Below are 18320 nucleotides of genomic sequence, written 5' to 3'. Positions count from 1 at the left end.
GCAGATAGGCACGAAGGGCATTTTTTGGGGGGCTCTGACCAGCTCGGCCCGATGGTGTCCCGCATCGTGGTGTACGGGATCAGCGGCCGGGACTGCCCGGGCGCACTTCAGGGGTGAGTGCCGCTCCCTGAACAGGAGGCGGGCTACGGCGTAACTCTCCTTGGCGAATGCCCAGTTCAACCACGACGAGTGCACGATGGCCCTGTCCCAGTCTGAACTGATAAGGCTCCCTCGACCGATGGAATTGAGCTCATCGATTAGCCCAGGTCCTGGCGAAGGCGGCGGAGATAGGCGTCAATCTGCGCCAGCCCCGGCCAGTCGTACCCCCGTAGATGGGAGGTTTCCGACCGGAGGCGGTCACCGACCTCCAGTGCCTGGGGGAGGTTTTCCGCCGCTGCATACAGACTCATGAGTCGTGCGAGGGTATCCAGGTGGCGGTTGACGGCGTCCTCGTCGTCGGGAGCAGGCGTGATCTCTGCGACGTGGTCGAAGGCCCGGATGGCGGCGCTCGCTTCACCAAGTTCCATCCGGCATTGCGCGGCGTAGTACCAGCACAGCTGTGCTTGCTCGTCCTCGTCGCCGTAGCGGTTGGTGTATTCGTGGGCGAGTGGCTCGAACAGCGCGAGGGCCTCGCGGTGGCTTCCGGCCAGGAACTTCACTTGGGCGAGGCTGAACTGCATGCCTTCCCTGAGCTCCGGATCGGTGGCCCTCGTGATTGCCTCGTCCAGAGCGTCTGCGGCCTGGGTGAACTGGCCCTCCTGAGCCAGCCGAGCTGCCCGGTCCGAAATCGCGTCCGCCTCCGGTTCGGTCAGTGCGGCGGTGTCTGACTGCACCGCCGCCTGCGGGACTGCGAGTGGCGAGGGAACCACCACGGTGGGTCTGTGAGAAGTGGCTACGCCGGTGCCACGCGCCCGACCGCCGAAGGGGCGTAGGAACGGCAGCCGGGGGTCGAGGACACCGTCGTCGGTCTCAGCAAGGGCGCTGGTGGTGGCATGAATGAAGGGCAGGAGGACGTCGTAGACCTCCATCGCGCCCATACGCTGCTCGGATTCCTTAGTGAGCATCGCCAACAGCAGTTTCTCGATGTCGGCCGGCACATCCGGGCGCACGGCGCGGATGGGAGGGGGCGGGGTGTGGACGTGGTGCCACATGTGGGAGCGGCTGTCGTCGGGAGCGAACGGCGGCTTTCCGGTGAGGAGTTCGTGGAGCACGCAAGCGAGAGCGTAGACATCGGCGGCGGGGCCTACGGCATTGGCCAGACTCTGCTCGGGTGACATGTAGGGCGGGGTTCCCACGGTCATGCCGACCTGGGTGAGCCGGGGCAGGGTGCCGACTCCGCGCAGGGCGGCGACGCCGAAGTCGAGGACCTTGACTACACCTCCGGGGGAGATCATCAGGTTGGAGGGCTTGATGTCGCGGTGGACGACGTCGTGGTGATGCACGGTGTCGAGAACTGAGGCGATCTGGGCGCCGACGGCCGCGGCCCAGGAGACAGGGACCTCTTCGCTTTCGTAGTCGATTTCGTCGATGAAAGTCTGCAGCTCGCGGCCCTGCAGGAGCTGCATGACGACGAACAGCCGTCCGCTTGCCTCGTCAGTGCCCGTGTCGTAGACAGCGGGAACACCGAGGTGTTCGATGCCGGCGGTGATCTGGACCTCGCGCAGGAAGCGGGCACGGCGGGTCTGCAGGGTCTCCTCGAAGGCCGCGCCCTGGAATCCGGGCGGAACCGGGCTTTCGGCCAGCATCATCTTCACGGCCACCCGGCGATCCAAGCGTTCGTCGTACGCCTGCCAGACCTCGCCCATGCCGCCGGCGCCGATGGGTGTATGCAGCCGGTACCGGCCCGCGATGATGCGGGCCGGTTCCCCGGCGTCGGAGGTTGGCGTGCCGTGCACCATGCGAGGTGCCTCTCTGCATGGACGGAGCGGCAACCACCCCGCCTGGCCCGGTAGGTAACGTACTGTCAGACACAGGCTAGGCGGTCGGTGGCTCCGCCCGACGGCTTCCGGTGGACTTGAGTTCGGCAGCCCGCTGCTCGGTGGCCCGGCGCTCGGCTTCACGTCGGACCGGGCGCCGGATGAGCTGGTACGCCTGTTGGGTCGCGACCTGCTTGAACAGGCGGTTGACGTCGGCGTCGTCGAAGTAGCGGACCATCAGGGCGTCGTTGGACGCCGCCTGGTCGATGACGATCCGGTCGAGGTCCTTCTCCAGTTCCCCGCCGAAAACATCCTGGTCCTGGTGCAGGGCGATGGCCCGGAGTTCCGGGTCCTCGCTGACGGCTACCACGAGCTGGCCGAGCAGAATCTGGTCGGTGGTGGACAGCCCGGTCCCGTACTCCTCGTTGACGGACTGGATCACCTCGGCCAGCGACATCTCCTCAGCCTCGGCCACCGCTCCGGCCGCCTCAGGTACCAGGCCAGCCAGTATCTGCGCGCCCGCCGCCTCCAGGCGCAGCTCCGGGGTGCCCGTCTGAGCGATGCGCATGTGACTCGGGGCGGCCGTCCCTATGTCGGCGCCGGCGCTGCGGGCGGGCGCGGGCAGGCGGCGCAGCAGGAAGCGTCCGTACTGGTAGAGCCGTTCCAGTTCGAGGTTCTCGAATCCGATGACGTGGGAGAGCCATCCGTACGCCTTGGTGTAGGACTCCAGGGCGCGGCGGAACTCAGAGGCAGTTTCGGGTTCGGTGGCGTTGAGGGCGTTGAAGCGGTCCAGGGCGGGCTGCAGGTAGCCGTAGAGCCGGGCGTGCGCCTTCATGATGGCGGTGTCGGTGGCCGAGCCGCCTTGGAAGGCTGCGAAGTACGCGGTCACGAAGGCATCCATCTCGGCTTCCACCAGGAGCTGGTAGGCCATCACCTCGCGTTCGCGGTCGAACAGCAGGTTGGGGTCGGTGGGCTCACTCACCGACGCCTCGTAGTACTGCTGGAAAGCCTGCTCGATGTCCTCGGGCCGGTTCGCGAAGTCGAGGATGAACAGGTCCTCGGTGGTCTTAAGGCGGTGGGTGCGGTTGAGCCGGGAAAGGGTCTGCACCGCGGCCAGCTTCACCAAGATCTTGTCCACGTACATGGTGGTCAGCAGCGGCTGGTCGAAGCCGGTCTGGTACTTCTCGGCGACGACGAGGATGCGGTGCTCGGGCTTGGGGACGGACGGCGGGTTCGGGTCGTCCGCGCGGGTGTAGCCGAAACGTGCCGGCAGTTCGCGTTCGGGGAAGCCGTTGAGCTTGGCCTCGGTGTACTCGATCCCATCGAGGGTCAGGGCCCCGGAGAACGCGACCAAGGTGCCGCAGTCGGTGAACCCTCGCTGGTCGATGTAGGCCCGCATAGCCTGGTAGAGCCGTACGGCGTGGTCACGGCCGGAGGTGACCACCATCGCCTTGGCCCGCCCGCCGAGACGCTGGCTGGAGTGCGACCGGAAATGGTCGACGATGATCTTCGCGCGGGAGGCCATCGACGCCTCCGACATCAGCGCGGCCCTCACCAGCCGCGAGCGGGCCTTGCGTGGGTCCACCTGCTGCTCCGCCTCCTCGGCGGCAGCCTCCTGGAGCTTGAAGTACGTGGCGTAGGTGATGTAGTTGCCTAGCACGTCGAGGATGAAGCCCTCCTCGATGGCCTGCCTCATCGAGTAGATGTGGAACGGCCCCTTCTCCTGCTCCCCCGAGCCGGGATTGGCGTAAGGGTTGCCGAAGAGGTCGATCGTCTTCGCCTTGGGGGTGGCCGTGAACGCGAAGAAGGACAGGTTCGGCTGCTTGCCGCGCGCCAGGGCCGCGGCCGTTAGTGGGTCGCCATCCTCGTCGACCGCATCCGAGCCGAGACGTCCCAGCGCCTTCTTCAGTGCCGCCGCGCTTTCCCCGCCCTGCGAAGAGTGCGCCTCGTCGATGATCACCGCGTAGCGCTGAGTTCCCAGCCCCGCGACCTTGTCCAGGACGAAGGGGAACTTCTGCACTGTGGTGATCACGATCCGGGCCGTCGGCCCGGTCAGCGCGTCCGCGAGCTGCTGGGAGTTCTCATCGATCCGCACGACCACGCCGGCCTTGTGGTCGAACTGGTAGATGGTGTCCTGGAGCTGCTTGTCCAGTACCCGCCGGTCGGTGATGACGATGACCTTGTCGAAGACCAGCTTGTTCGGCCCCAGCCCGGAGGCAAGGGCGGCGGGTGCGATCTGCCCAAGGTCGTGGGAGGTGTGCAGGCTGGACAGGTGGTGCGCGAGCCAGGCGATGGTGTTGGACTTGCCCGAGCCGGCGGAGTGCTGGATCAGGTAGTTCTCCCCCGCCCCGTGGCGGGCCGCGTGCGCGATGAGCTTGCGCACCGCGTCCCACTGGTGGAACCGCGGGAAGATCAACGGCTGCGTGTGCGCGCTGCCCGGCTTGTGCGACGGCGCTCGCCCGGCCTTCGCAGCAGCGTCCTCCACGTGTAGGAACCGCTGCAACAGCTCCAGCCAGTTGTCCCGAGCCCATACCTCGTCGAAGAGGTACGAGGTGGGATACTTCCCATCGGTCGAGGCCGGGACGTTGCCCGCGCCCCCCATCTGGCCGGGTCCACCGGAGCCAGTGTTGAAGGGGAGGAAACGGGTAGGGTCGCCGGCAAGGCGGGTCGTCAGGAAAGCCAGCGTCGGATCGACCGCGAAATGGACCAGGCTGCGCTTGGCGAAGAACAGTTCCTTCGGGTCACGGTCGCGTCGGTACTGCCGCTTGGCGTCCTCGACGGTCTGGCCAGTCAGCCCGTTCTTCAACTCCACCGAGGCGACCGGCAGTCCGTTGAGGAGGAACGCCATGTCGAGGCTGTCGGCCGGACGCGCCGCGGAGTAGTGGAACTGGCGCACGAAGGTGAGCCGGTTGGCGTCGTACTCGGCCAAAGCGTCGGCGGCGAGAGTGTGCGCGGGACGGAAGTACGCAAGCTGGATCTTCACGTTCCGGTCATTCACGCCTCGACGCAGTACGTCCAGCAGGCCGCGGGAGTCGATCTCCCGCGCCACCCGCTTGGCGAACCGGCCGATGGCCTGATCTTCATCCTCGCCGTAGGCGGCCTGGAGCGCCAGCCACGCGTCGTTCTGCGACGCACCGAGGAACGCGGCCAGCTCGGAGGTGTCAACGCCGAGCGTGGGGTTGTAGGTGTTCGACAGCCCGCGCTGCCAGCCGCTGCACAACAGCGCCGCTTCCACAGCGTTCTCGAATGCTTTCTCGGTGTACACGCGGGCGTCGTTCATCTGATTCCCCCTCAGAGGTCGCGGTCGTGCGTGGGGCGGGCGGTGGTGACATCGAGCTGGCCGGTAACGGCAGCAGCGATCAGCGCTCGGCGACGTTCGGCGAGGAGGAGGAGTTGGCGCTCCAAGACTCCCTTAACCCGGCTTGCGGAATCTCGCATGGCCACGTAGTCCCGCACGACAGCGTCCTGCTGCTCACGGCTGGCGATCGGAATAGGAAAATCCAGCACCTTTGATGCGCTTGTCGTCGCAATTCCGACTTGAGATGCCGTATATCGGAAATAGTACCGTCCATGCTTCGAGGCGAGCAATGCGGCGAGATATTCGGGTAGAAGCCTGCCGCGACTCGCCCGGATCGCAAAGATGTGATTCTGGTGAATCATTCCGGGAATCTGGTCACGCCATACAGCCCCACGACCTAGATTGTCCGGATTTCCGTTTGCCTCCGTCATGACGACATCACCATCGCGCAGGGAAGATCGGCGAGCCATGGAGGCAGGGACGATGATCGTCTTCACTTCGTCGAGATCGATCTGCTCACCTTGCACATTAGCCACACGCAGGTACGGATGCTCAACGTCTTCACCGGTCCCTTCGCGCGCCCCATGAACAGTCACGCCAGTCTGCACCCGGGCAAGGTAGCCAAGGCGCACAGTGGGCACGGCAAGGGGTAGCCACGGCCACAGCTGACTGCGTTCACCGTCGCGCGAGATACCGGGCGTGACCATCTCAGACACAGCCGTCATGTAACGCTCGGCAAGGGCTTCAGTTTGCTTCTCGCGCACCGACACCAGTCGGTCGATCCGAGCCGTCTCGGTATCAAGAAACTCGGCAATGCGACGCTGGTCGCCCACAGGAGGAAGCGGGATGGAAATTTCGGCCAAATCTTCCCAGTACAGGCGCCATTGTGCGGGCCTAATCCCTTTGGAACGACGCCCAAACTCCGAAATGAGGGGTCCTGACCTGAGCAAATGATGCAAGAATCCTGGATGCACGGATCGATCAATTGAGCAGACAAGGTAGTCCGGACTCACGATCCCATGATGCCGAGAAACACCCAGGGACCCCTGCCAGGCTTTCATCTTATTGATGACAAGATCCCCTGGGCGCACTTCCTGATACCTGGAGAGATCGAGCGGCGTCTTATTATTGTTGTCACCCCGCGAACTCTTCGGAATGACACCAAAGTCTCGATATACCGACAGGACCTGCAGATGCGTGCGATCAGTTACCTCGCGAGGCCGCAGTACGTATCGAATCTTGATTCCGGCTGGGTTGATCACCGCGCCACCTCACTCAGCAGCACTTGAATCTCTGCCTCCAGCGACTTCAGCTCCGCGTCGATCTCCGTGAGCGGCCTCGGCGGCGTGTAGACGTAGAAGTGGCGGGTGAAGGGGATCTCGTACCCCAGCTTGAATCGCTCCACCTCCTTGGTCCTCGGATTGCGGGTCTCGGCGATCCAGGCGTCCGGAACGTGGGGAAATACCTCACGAGCGAAGTACTCGTCGATGTCCTCGCTCAGCGGGACGTTCTCGTTGTCGCGCAGGTCGGGGTCAGGCTCGGGCTTGCCCTTGGCGAGCTGAACCTCGCCATCCGGGTCGGTCACTCCCACGGCATCACGCAGGGCCTTTTGGAACGGCGCAACGGAGGGCCACAGCACGCCGCCGGCCACCATCGCCGTGCGCAGGGCGTCCCACGCCTCAGCCTTGGTCGACCACTGCGACCCGAGCAGCGGCTTGAGCGCGGCCAGCAACAGCTCGACCACTGCCTCGCCCCCGACCGCCTTCTTCACTGCGGCAGACGCGCCGAGCTGAGCAAGGCCGTCATCGGTCAGCTCGAAGCGGAGCTTGAGCGGCCGGTCCACGGTGATGCGCTGATAGCCGAAATCTCGGTTGGCGAAGACCTTCACCCGCCCGTGATCCGGATGGGCTTCGTCGCTGGCGATGCTCAGCGCATCGCGGTAGATCGCACAGATATTTCCGATCTGCGCCCGTGTGATTTCCTTGCGCTTCTCACCGAGAGACTTGCGCATCTTGGACCACTGGTCGCGGGCATCGAGCAGGATCACACGGCCCTTGCGGTCGGCGGGCTTGCGGTTGGTGACGATCCAGAAGTACGTCGAGATGCCCGTGTTGTAGAAGAGCTGGTCCGGGAGGGCGACGATCGCCTCCAGGTAGTCGTGCTCGATGATCCACCGGCGGATCTCCGATTCGCCCGACCCCGCGCCGCCGCTGAACAGCGGGGAGCCGTTGAAGACGATGGCCAGGCGGGTGCCGCCGACCTCGTCGCCCGCGTCGTCCTTCTTGAGCGGCTGCATCTTGCTCATCATGTGCTGCAGGAACAGCAGCGAGCCGTCGTTGATCCGAGGCAGGCCAGCTCCGAAGCGGCCGTCGTAACCGCGGTCCTCGTGCTCCTGGCGTACGACCTTCTCGACCTTCTTCCACTCCACACCGAAAGGCGGGTTGGCGAGCATGTAGTTGAAGGTCTCGCCGTCGTGGCCGTCCTGGCTGAAGGAGTTGCCGAAACGGATGTTCTTGGCCGTGTGGCCCTTCAGAAGCATGTCGGAGCGGCAGATCGCGTACGACTCGGCATTCAGCTCCTGTCCAAACAGGTTGACGCGCACGCGCGGGTTCAGCTTGCGGATGTGCTCTTCGGCCGCCGAGAGCATGCCGCCGGTGCCGCAGGCCGGGTCGAGGATCTTGACGACCTGGCCCTCTCCGTTCAGCCGGTCGTCGTCCGGGGCGAGCAGCAGCTCGACCATCAGCTCGATGACCTCGCGCGGAGTGAAGTGCTCACCGGCGGTCTCGTTGGAGGCATCGGCGAACTTGCGGATCAGCTCCTCGAAGACGTAGCCCATGTCGTGGTTGTCCACGGCCTCGAAGCTCAGGTCCAGGCCGGCGAACTTCCGCACCACCTGGTAGAGCAGGTCGGCGTTGTCCAGTCGGTCGATCTGGAGGTGGAATTCGTAGCGGTTGATGATCTCGGTGGCCTCGGAGGAGAATCCCCGGATGTAGTCCTTGAGGTTCTTCGCCACGTTGGCCGCGTCACTGCTGATCGTGTCGAAGGTCTGCTCGGACAGGTTGTAGAACTTGAGCTTGGACGCTGCCAGCAGCAGCCCATCCTTGTTCTCACCCGTGTAGGAGGCCGCCCGGTCCCACACCGCCTGGCGGGTCGGGGCCATGACACAGTCCAGTCGGCGCAGCACCGTCAGCGGCAGGATGACCTTTCCGTACTCGGAACGCTTGTAGTCACCGCGCAGCAGATCGGCCACCGACCAGATGAAGTCGGCCAGTTCCTGGTTCTTGCTCAAAGCGTCCTGTCCTCTCGCCCCACTGCGGCGTCTCCGTCGTTCGTCATGCCTTGGTGTTCAGCGTTGCCGTCGTTACGAGCCGGCGGCGGATCGAGTGCGCCGCCGGTGAGGCCGTCGCGAGCGAGCCGCGCAGCCCGGTCGCCTATGCTGGTGAGTTCGGCGAGTTCGCGCTCGAACGCACCCAACGAGCGGAAGGCGTCGCCGTAGCGGCGCTGTCGCTCAACGTCCATGCGGGGTAGGCGCGCCGCCTGCAGGTCCGCTCGGAACGTACCCGAGGAGGACGTGCTACGACGGACGTTCGCCGCGCTGCTGGCGAATCCACGCACGTAGTCGGGGTCCAACTGGTCGCTGACGGAGATGAGCTCGTCACCGTCCAGGCTGACCAGGCCGGCGGCCAGCAGGTCGCTCACCGCCACCGGGACGCCGTCGTCCAGAGCGTCGGCCCGGCCACGTGGTGGCAGCTCGGGAAGCAGCGCCCGAAGGCGGCGCAGGCGCGTGTCCAGATCCTCACGCACCTTTGCGTACTCCACCACGTAGTCGGGCTCCGGCTCGCGTACGTAGCGGCCGGGCGTGAGGTCCACCTCGCTGTCCAGCAGATCGATCAGCGGCACCTCCGCCTCCTGGTGCGGCTGCGGCTCCCACGGTCCGTCCGGGCTGTTGGCGCTGAGATCCACCATGCGTACAGTCCCCATTACCCGCCCAGGGGCGGAAGGACGGCTCAGCAACCACAGGTGTAGCGGGAGGGCATGGCTGGCAGCGAGGCCCGGCGGGAGAGCCACCACCGCGGCGACGCAGCCACGACGCACCAACTCCGCCCGGATCCTGCGACCGGAGCGGCGATGGGCGACCGACGCCGGCAGAACCACCACGGCTCGCCCGCCGGGTGCCGTGTGGTGGTAGCAATGCTGAAGCCAGGCGAGTTCGCTCTCCCCACGCGAGGGCACGCCCGCCTCCCAGCGCGGATCAACAAGCAACTGCTCGCGGCCCCAGTCGGCCACGGCGGTTGGCGGCTCGCACACGACCAGGTCTGCGCGGAGGTCAGGGAACGCGTCGGCCCGCAGCGAGTCGCCTGCCACCACCTGAACCGGCACCGCTGTCCCAGCGGCGGCCAAGGCCGCACGCACCTGGGCTACGCGTGCCGCATCCGCCTGCGTGTCCTGCCCCAGCCTGCTCTGGACCGCACCGCCGCCCACCGCAACGAGGAGCGAGCCGATGCCGCACGCAGGGTCAAAGACGGTGCCTGAGATCTCACCAGCGAATTCTCGGACCGCGCGAGCCAGTCGCAATGTCGAGGCCCCGTCCAACGCGGCGCGCGCGGTGGACTCCAGCAGTCGGGCGACCAGAGCATCCATCACCTCGGCGGGCGTCCGATCGGCGACCAGCCCGTCCACCGCCTCTCGGGCGGCCTGGTCGGCGAGGTCTTCCGCATCGCCCCGGAGATATTCCCCGAGAGCAGCCAGCGCCCCGGCCATTTCCTCGCCGTAGGCACCGCGCAGAGCCTGCCAGAGCCGGACCTCCCCGCTGACCTCTCGCCCGTCGCGCTGCCCGTCCAGCCACTGCCGTACCTCGGCGAGCGAGAACAGGGGACTCGCCGGGGTGCCGCCTACGGGCGCGGGGAAGTCCGAACGACGCCTGCGCCAGTTGGACACCGCAGCACGCGTCACGCCCGCCAACCGTGCGATCTCCGCAGCGGTCGCCGTGGCATCAGGCGCCTCGTTTCCTCCGGTCATGACGCGACCGTACACCGTTCGCGCCCGGGTATCCAAGTTACATTCAGTTGACGGCGTTAACTAGCTCCTGTTCACTGGGTGTCACGCCCCCAGGACTCCGCCGCACACAGCACACCCCACCGGAGGAGAACCGAGCGTGAGCACGAAGTCACGCGGATCGAGGAGAACGATCCCGCGGCACTGACCTCCGGCACCTCGACTCAAAGGAGCATGACGTGGCCGCCAAGGAGAAGAGCAGTACCGGCACCCGAAAGTCCACGTTGCACCGGCTCGCTGTTCCCAACGGTGGCGAGGTGGAACTCCGCACTCTTGTGCGCCCCCACTATCTCGACAGACCCGGTTACCAGGTCCGCGAGTTCGCCTGGGAGGGCGTCACAGGCCTGCTGGTGAACGGGGGAATCCCCCGAGACCGCGCCGACTGGTGCCCGGCCGTCGAGCGGATCACCGGCCTGGAGGTCAACGAGCGGAATCACTCCGCTGCGGGCCTGGTGCTCATGCGCACCGAGCGCGGCCTGTACGCCCTGAGTTACGGGGTCGGCCAGCACATGCTGGACCCGTACTACCGTGATGATGAGTTCGGCCTGGAGTTCGCCACCCGCTGCCTCGACGAGGACGGCATCATCAAGGTGCGCAACCAGATCATGGACGGACGAGGGCGTGTCGACGAGTACTCCGTCGCCAGGGGGGAGCGTATCGACGGCTTCGGGCTCGACCGGTTCGGCGCGGTCGTCCGCCGCATCTGTGGAACGGTCAGCGGCATCCCGTTGACTTCACTGCCCTCCGGTACCTCCAAGCATGTTCGAGTCGAGTGTTCCGAGTCGACCATCAAGCTGCCGCTGGCCACTACCCCCGAGGAATTCCTCAGCGACCTGCGTGCGATAGAGGAGGTCTGCTCGCGCCCGGATCCGCTGCCCGAACTGGGCTTCGTCGATCGGCTCCGCACGCTGGACAACCGCAGCCGCAAGGCTGTAGATGCTCAGGCAGTTCTCGAGGGCATGCTCGCCGACCCGAGTCACCCGCGGCTCACGCTGGGAGTTCCGGAGAGCTGTCAGGAGGGCTTCGGCTCCGCCCAGGCGTTCCGGATCAGCTCTGGTAGCCGCAGCATCGACGTCACCGACCTGGCCCTTCCTGTCCTCCTCGAGTTCGTCTCGGACAAGACCGAGGGCGAGTGCCTCAAGGCGCTCGCCCAGGTACGAGTCGTCATGTTCAGCGACGACGACCTGAAAACGCCGGCCAGCGCCGCGACCACCGGCAAGGAGTGGCTCATCGCGGACGTCCCCGTGGGAACGGCGCGGTACTTCTACGGCCACGGCAAGTGGTACGAGGTGGGAGCTGGATTCCTCGAGACGTTGGAGGAAGAGCTCCGGGAGCTACTGGGCAAGCCGTCCAGTGTCCAACTGCCCGCCTGGCCGAAGGGAGTACCAAACGCCAAGGGGCGGGACTCTCACGATGAGGACTGGTACAACAAGCAGGCAGCAGGCCAGGAGGGCTACCTCCTCTTCGACAAGAAGAACATCGTCACGGACAAGTTCAACGGTGGCGGACTGGAAGTCTGCGACGTCCTCGGCCCGGACAACCAGCTGATCTGCGTCAAGAAGGCCACCAGCAGCGACGGCACCGCACCGCTGAACCACCTCTTCGCCCAGGCGGTCACCGCCGTCGAAACCCTGCGCAGCGACGAAGCCATCCGCAGCGCCTTCCTGAAACAGGTTGCGGACCGTACTCCCGACCACCGCCTCCTGAGCGACTTCGGCACGCTGAAGGTCGTGCTCGCCATCCTCCTCAAGGACGGAAAGGAGATCACCGTCGACTCCCTCTTCGCCTTCGCGCAGGTCTCCCTCCTCCAGTCGGCACGTCGCTTGCGCGCGATGAACGCAGAGGTCGAGGTCGTCGCAGTCCGACGCTGAGCACACGACGCCCCGGGAGGGACGCCCCCTCCACTTCCGCCCTGACGCCGTCCGGCGCCAGGCCAAGTCAGACAAGCCCCACGCTGCTGATCAATTTCACACCGAACGACCCCGAGCCGTCCACGTTGGCCGAGAACAGCGAGAGGCCAGAGGACCCCGACGCGGCATATCGCGCGGGTATCCACTGGAATACCTGCAGGCCGGTTTCGATTGCTTCTCCTGTAGTGATCACGGAGGGGGACGCTGGTGAGCGACCTGAAGCTGTTCCGGCTCGACGCCGCCGGCCGGGATGTCGAGCTACACGGTTCGACGGTGGCGTTGGAGGTCGAGCTGCAGCGCCGGATTGAGGCCAGCATGGAGGCCATGCTTGGCATCCGCTTCCTCGCGTCCGAGTACCCGACCGGGCCGTGGCACCGAGGGCGGATCGACACTTTGGGGTTGGACGAGAACGGCAGCCCGGTGGTGATCGAGTTCAAGAAGGGCTCGGACAGCGACCTGTTGACTGAACTGAAGGCGGAGTTTCCGCAGGTCAGTGACCTTGTGAAGGGTGCGTCGTTGAGTCGGCCATGGAGACGTCTCGTGACCTGGCGGCCCTGTCCATCCCCCTGGTTGGGGAACTGGTGGCCATGGATGATCCTTGGGAGCCCTACCGGCTCATCGATCCGTCCGGAGAACCGGTCGAGGGGGCTCGCGCCTTCCTACGGGACCTGCAGGGAGCCGGTCGTTCGGCGGCGACGGCCCGTTCCTATGGGATGGACATGCTGCGCTGGTTCCGCTTCCTCTGGGCTGTCGAGGTGCCGTGGGATCGAGCAAGCCGGATCGAGGCGAGGGACTTCTCCCGTTGGCTTCAGGTCGCCGGGCAGCCGAGGCGTCCGCACTGGCGACGCCCGAGCGAAGCGGGCGGGTGGGCCGCAGGTGGCAAGCCGTACGCACCGTAGGTGCGAGCGCACAGCGAGACGGTGCTGCGGGGTTTCTACGACTTCCACCGCGACATCGGTACCGGGCCGGTCCTCAACCCGTTCCCTTTGGACCGAGCACGTCGCGGCCAGCGGGCTCACGCCCATCGCAACCCGATGGATCCGGCCCGGGACGAACGCGCCGGGCTCTACCGGCCGAGAGTGCCCAAGCGGGTGCCCCGCAGCGTCCCTGATGAGGAGTTCAACGAGATCTTCGCCCGGCTCCCTTCCCACCGGGACCGGGCTCTTGTCGCCTTCTATATTTCCACCGGTGCACGGGCCAGCGAACTGCTCAGCACGTGGCAGGCCGGCGTCGATCCGGGGCGCCAGCTGATCTCGGTTGTCCGCAAGGGCACCCGGGAAGTCCAGGAACTGCCCGCCTCGACCGATGCGTTCGTCTGGCTGCGGCTCTACCAGCTGGAGATGGACGATTCGATCCCGCGCGGGCGGCTTCTCCCGCTGTGGTGGACCCTGCGCTCGCCGTCGAGTCCGTTGACCTACCACGCGGTTCACCGCATGTTCGAGCGGGCGAACGCCAAGGCAGGAACCTCCGCGACGCTGCACGCCCTGCGGCACACCGCCGCCTACCGAATGTCCGAGGACCCCAACCTCCCCCTCACCGATGTCCAGTTCGTCCTAGCCCACGCTCAGTTGACCACGACACAGCTTTACCTCACGCCTCGCAAGGAGGTGGTAATCCGGCGCCTGCTGGCCCACCACGCCGAGCAGACGCGTCAGGCAGCCGGCCGCGTCGCCCCGCCTCCGGCAGCCGACTACCGGCCGGAAAGTCTCGATGTGCTGTTCGGAACCGGTGCCCGGTGACCGTCACTTCGTTGGCGCGTGCCGGCTCCCGCGCATCGGCCGCTGGATTGGAGCCACAACTCACCCGTTCCATGGCAGCCCAACAGCGCTTCCCCGCCCGGGCCGTTCCCGGCATCTGGCCGGGCACCGAGCACTCCCGCACGGAGGTGGCCCGGCTGCTGTCCCGTCCGCCTTTCACGCTGGAGAACGCCGGCAGCGAGCTGCACCACAAGCACGGCATCGTCATGGTGCTGGACTGGCTGGAAGACCAGCCGGGACAGACCTGGCAGGAGCGGTGGCTGGCCAGCGGCATCGAGCAAGCCGGCTCCGCCTGGCGGCCGGTGATCAAGCAGTGGCTGCACGAGCGCGGTCTCAAGGCAGCCTGGCGCATGCCGGTGGTGGGCCGGGCCCTGACGACAGTGATCAGCGCTGATCTACTGCGGCCGTCGGTGGACTGGCTGGCCGCGGGGGCCAGCCGCCAAGGGGTCCTGGTCCGCTCCATGGCCCGCAGCCGCGACCCGCGCGGGTTCGAGCGCTTGCGGGAGCTGGGCGCGTCAGTCGAGGACGTACGGTCGGGTGCCGTCAGCGCTGCTCTCTGCCGCAGCGCCCTCATCCTCGCGGCCAAGGGCGGCATGCTGACCGGGATCACCGTCGGCGACGTCCTGGAGCTCTTCGAGGCCCAGGCCACGGTCCTCAAGCGGATGACGGCGGGGACGGAAGTGTTCTACCGGCTGCTGCACCAACTCGGAGCCCTGGGAGAGGATGCCCCGCAGAATCTGCGCGAGGTCCGCAACCGAGGACAGCGGACCCCTGAGGAACTGGTCGACCGCTACGGACTGCGCTGCTGTCCCGTCCGTGACCTGCTGGTGGACTATCTCCGTGAACGCCAGCCCGCTCTGGACTACAACAGCTTGAAGTCTCTCTCCTACCACCTCGGCAAGCGCTTCTGGCAGGACATCGAGCATCATCATCCCGACGCTGACAGTCTCCGCCTTGCCCCGGACGTCATCGGGCAGTGGAAGCAGAGGATGCGTACCAAGGACAAGACCGTCACCGGCCCCGACGGCCGACGCACGAACACGAAGGTCGAGAGGCTCAACCACCGGGACACGCTCACCCAGGTGCGGGCCTTCTACCTCGATATCGCCCAGTGGGCTTTGGAAGATCCCGGCCGCTGGGGCCCGTGGGTGGCACCAAGCCCGGTGAGGGCTGACGAGCTGGAGAACCGCAAAGTACAACGGCGACGCAAGGCGAGGATGGACGCCCGCACCCGCGAGCGCCTGCCGGTTCTGCCGATCCTCGTCCGCACGGTCGACCAGCGTCGCAAGGACGCTGCCGCGGTACTGGAAGCCGCCCGGCATACCGGCCCCGGCGAGGTGTTCACCGCTGCCGGTCAGCAACTCGTACGTGCCGTGGTTCCGCATGGAACGGCCGGCAGGATCTGGGCCGAGGACCCGAACACCGGAAAACGCCGCGATCTGGGACTCGAGGACGAGAGAGCCTTCTGGACCTGGGCCGTAGTCGAGGTCCTGCGGGCCACCGGCATCCGCATCGAGGAACTGCTGGAACTCAGCCACCACAGCCTGGTCCAATACCGGCTGCCCACCACCGGTGAACTTGTCCCCCTCCTTCAGATCGTCCCGTCCAAGACGGATACCGAGCGGCTGCTGCTGGTCAGCCCCGAGCTCGCCGACGTCCTCAGCGCGATCATCTGCCGAGCCCGGGAGGCCACCGGTGCCGTTCCCCTGGTCCGCTCCTACGACCGCCGCGAATGCGCGTGGCAGGAGCCGGCCCCGCTGCTGTTCCAACGACGCATCCGTGGTGAGGACTGCGCGTTCACCGATGAAACCGTTCGCACCATGCTCGACGAGGCCCTCACCGACACGGGCCTGACCGACGTCACCGGGGCCCCGCTTCGCTACACACCGCACGACTTTCGCCGGCTGTTCATCACCGATGCGATCCTGAACGGGCTGCCGCCGCACATCGCCCAGGTGATCGCTGGCCACCAGGACATCAACATCACTCTCGGTTACAAGGCCGTCTACCCCGAAGAAGCGATCCAGGCGCACATGGCCTTCCTCGCCCGCCGAAGGTCCCTCCGCCCGAGCGAGGAATACCGCGTCCCCACCGACGAGGAATGGCAAGAGTTCCTCGGCCACTTCGAGCGGCGCAAAGTCTCCATCGGAGCATGCGGCCGCGCGTTCGGCACCCCCTGCATTCACGAACACGCCTGCGTCCGCTGCCCGATGCTCTGGCCTGACCCCGCCCAGCGTGACCGTCTCGTCGAGATCCGCGACAACCTCGTCGCCCGCATCGCCGAGGCCGAACGCGAAGGATGGCTTGGCGAGATGGAAGGGCTGCAAGTCAGCCTTTCCGGAGCAGAGGAGAAGCTCACCCAACTCGAACGGCGCCCATCCCGCGTCGTCGTCGACCTCGGCATTCCCGTCAGCAGGACACCATCCTCATGACGGCCGCCCGAGGCCCGCACACCTTGGTGCCGCCATGCGGCAAGATACGGCGAGGACACAGAGGGGGGTCTCATGGACGGCAAACTCTGCGATGGCTGGGTTCACTCGCTCAGTGGTCAGACACTCTGTTTCACGGGCAAAGTGCTCATCGATGGCGAATGGACCGTCCGAAAGGACTGCGAGGAGATAGCCCAACAGCTCGGCGCAAGCTGGAAGTCGGACTTCTCCCGCAAGATCACAGTCTTCGTACATGGCGATCTCGCCAGCCAGGCTGTGACCGACCCGCACCGCGAGTACAGCAAGAAGCTCGTGCGCGCCGCATGGGAACGCGACCGGGGATACCACGTATGCGTCGTGGACGGGGATGGCTTCGCTGACCTGATCGACGGACATCCCGCGCGCTGCCGAGAGCTGCAACGGGCGCACGGCATCGACGACCACGTCCTTGTCCTTCCTCAGACTGGAGACGGGATCTTGGGCGGCCCGCTTCAGCAACACAGAGTCGGTCGCCACGAGCCTGGTGCACTGGCGCTCGACCTTGCCCACCTCGACAAGGGCACGGAAGCACACGAGTCGACTATCGCAGCACTCATCGAGCACCTGGCACGCCAGCACGTCGAACTCCGCGGACACGCTCGCAATGCTCCCCGCTTCGACGCGGGCTGGTCACGCGGCGACGATGTCTTTATCGCCGAGGTCAAGAGTTTGACTGGCGCAAGCGAAGACCAGCAGATTCGACTAGGGATCGGACAGGTCCTCGACTATGCCCATCAACTTCAACTGGCGAGGACATGCGGTCGAGTGCGTCCCGTCCTGGTACTGGAGAACCAGCCGACCGACCCCAGGTGGATGTCACTCGCGGAGACCAGCGGGATCCTACTCACATGGGCCCCCGACTTCGCTGGGTGCTGAAGTTCCGCACGACAAACCTGTCCAAGGTCACTTGCAGTGCCAAATCAGCTGCAACAGCAGGAGATCCACGGCACGTGGACTTTGATCGTTCTCCTGCTGCATCAACCCCGCAAGCGGTACGTTTATGCGCCCGACGCACATCACCGGGCATATCTCGTCATACGCGGAGATGGATCACAGATCATGAGACTCGTGGACGATCTCACTCTGGAGCGCGGCACCTCCCTGCAGGAGAAGCCGGGTACGACTTGCACTGGGGTCCCAGCGAAGGGCCCGGCTGTTGAGTGGGAACTACGCCTTCCCGGCCGCCCGTTGTTGACAGTGCACGACACCCGCTGGGACAACGGCGAACGAGATCTCGTGCTCTACCAGCCCACGGTCGTCCCCGAAATCCCCGCGGCGCTATCCAACCTGCACAACCGGCTGCGCGTCGGCATCGCTCGCGCGCCGGGAAATACAACCACCCTGCGCATCATGGCCTTCCCAGCCTGGGTGGACGGAGAACGCCCCAGGATCAAGAAGTCCCTCACCACAGCTCAGCTGGCAGCCAAGTACGGTCTCCAGCAGTTGCGTGACCTGACCGCGCGTCCGGGCGTTGCTCTGCACTCGGCGGGCGGCCGTGTCGACGTTCCAGGGTGCGACGTGGATGATCCGCAGGACGATATACGCATCCAACACGCCTTGTCCTTCCCAGCCGAGGACGATGAGACACCCGTGATCGCCTTCACCCACCTACGCGTGGTGCCCGTTCTCCGCCATGTCGGCTGGCTTTCCATGGTCGCTGTGTAACACACGGCGCTGGACGCCAGGCGCGTACGTCGCCTGCCTGCACAGCGACCATGAGACGCACAGCGCCTGACATTGAGGGGTTACCCGTGAGTGATCACCGACCGAGCCAGCGCGTCAGTCTGGAGAAAGCGATCCGCGCGCTTCGCGGCCTATGGGACACCCAGCGCGCGCTTACCACACTGCGCGACGCCGGTCATGAGCCAGAGGAAAAGCACACGCGACAGATCCTCCGCGATCTCGCGAGCAGCGGC

Annotated in this window: 11 protein-coding genes; 6 read left to right on the top strand and 5 right to left on the bottom strand. The window is 66.0% G+C overall.

The window, feature by feature from the left end:
* Positions 1-257: 257 nt before the first annotated feature.
* The 5 genes from ACF073_RS05645 to ACF073_RS05625 all read right to left on the bottom strand — a co-directional run bounded on the left by ACF073_RS05645 (position 258) and on the right by ACF073_RS05625 (position 10233).
* Positions 258-1898: a protein kinase gene (locus tag ACF073_RS05645; protein WP_392067066.1), complete on the bottom strand. Its 1641-nt coding sequence runs from the start codon at positions 1896-1898 to the stop codon at positions 258-260.
* A gap of 76 nt (positions 1899-1974) precedes the next feature.
* Complete coding sequence (locus tag ACF073_RS05640) at positions 1975-5196, bottom strand: type I restriction endonuclease subunit R (protein WP_392067065.1); 3222 nt, start codon at positions 5194-5196, stop codon at positions 1975-1977.
* Between the two features lie 11 nt (positions 5197-5207).
* Positions 5208-6476, bottom strand: a complete 1269-nt coding sequence (locus ACF073_RS05635) for a hypothetical protein (protein ID WP_392067064.1) — start codon at positions 6474-6476, stop codon at positions 5208-5210.
* The gene (locus tag ACF073_RS05630; RefSeq protein WP_392067063.1) at positions 6473-8503 is read right to left on the bottom strand and encodes an N-6 DNA methylase; all 2031 of its coding nucleotides are present in this window, start codon (positions 8501-8503) and stop codon (positions 6473-6475) included. The genes ACF073_RS05635 and ACF073_RS05630 overlap by 4 nt, the downstream gene beginning before the upstream one ends.
* Positions 8500-10233, bottom strand: a complete 1734-nt coding sequence (locus tag ACF073_RS05625) for an N-6 DNA methylase (RefSeq protein ID WP_392067062.1) — start codon at positions 10231-10233, stop codon at positions 8500-8502. Before ACF073_RS05625 ends, ACF073_RS05630 begins: the two co-directional genes overlap by 4 nt.
* A 215-nt stretch (positions 10234-10448) precedes the next feature.
* Here ACF073_RS05625 and ACF073_RS05620 point away from each other — a divergent pair, with 215 nt between their 5' ends.
* The 6 genes from ACF073_RS05620 to ACF073_RS05595 all read left to right on the top strand — a co-directional run bounded on the left by ACF073_RS05620 (position 10449) and on the right by ACF073_RS05595 (position 18069).
* Positions 10449-12140: a DUF6119 family protein gene (locus tag ACF073_RS05620; RefSeq protein ID WP_392067061.1), complete on the top strand. Its 1692-nt coding sequence runs from the start codon at positions 10449-10451 to the stop codon at positions 12138-12140.
* Positions 12141-12706: 566 nt separating this feature from the next.
* Positions 12707-13078 carry a site-specific integrase gene (locus tag ACF073_RS05615; RefSeq protein WP_392067060.1) on the top strand — a complete coding sequence of 124 codons (372 nt, stop codon included), beginning with the start codon at positions 12707-12709 and terminating at the stop codon, positions 13076-13078.
* Complete coding sequence (locus ACF073_RS05610) at positions 13079-13918, top strand: tyrosine-type recombinase/integrase (RefSeq protein WP_392067059.1); 840 nt, start codon at positions 13079-13081, stop codon at positions 13916-13918.
* Positions 13919-13989: 71 nt separating this feature from the next.
* Positions 13990-16368 carry a tyrosine-type recombinase/integrase gene (locus ACF073_RS05605; RefSeq protein ID WP_392067058.1) on the top strand — a complete coding sequence of 793 codons (2379 nt, stop codon included), beginning with the start codon at positions 13990-13992 and terminating at the stop codon, positions 16366-16368.
* A gap of 72 nt (positions 16369-16440) precedes the next feature.
* Entirely contained in the window at positions 16441-17280 is an 840-nt protein-coding gene (locus ACF073_RS05600; RefSeq protein WP_392067057.1) for a hypothetical protein, read from the top strand.
* A 36-nt stretch (positions 17281-17316) separates the two neighbouring features.
* On the top strand, positions 17317-18069 hold the full coding sequence (locus ACF073_RS05595; RefSeq protein ID WP_392067056.1) for a hypothetical protein: 753 nt from the start codon (positions 17317-17319) through the stop codon (positions 18067-18069).
* Positions 18070-18320 lie beyond the last annotated feature (251 nt).

Source organism: Streptomyces sp. NPDC015171 (genome assembly GCF_043079545.1).
In the GTDB taxonomy this organism is placed as follows: Bacteria; Actinomycetota; Actinomycetes; order Streptomycetales; family Streptomycetaceae; genus Streptomyces.
The sequence above is the reverse complement of the archived record's forward strand: the minus strand, read 5'-3'. Positions and strand labels throughout refer to the sequence as shown.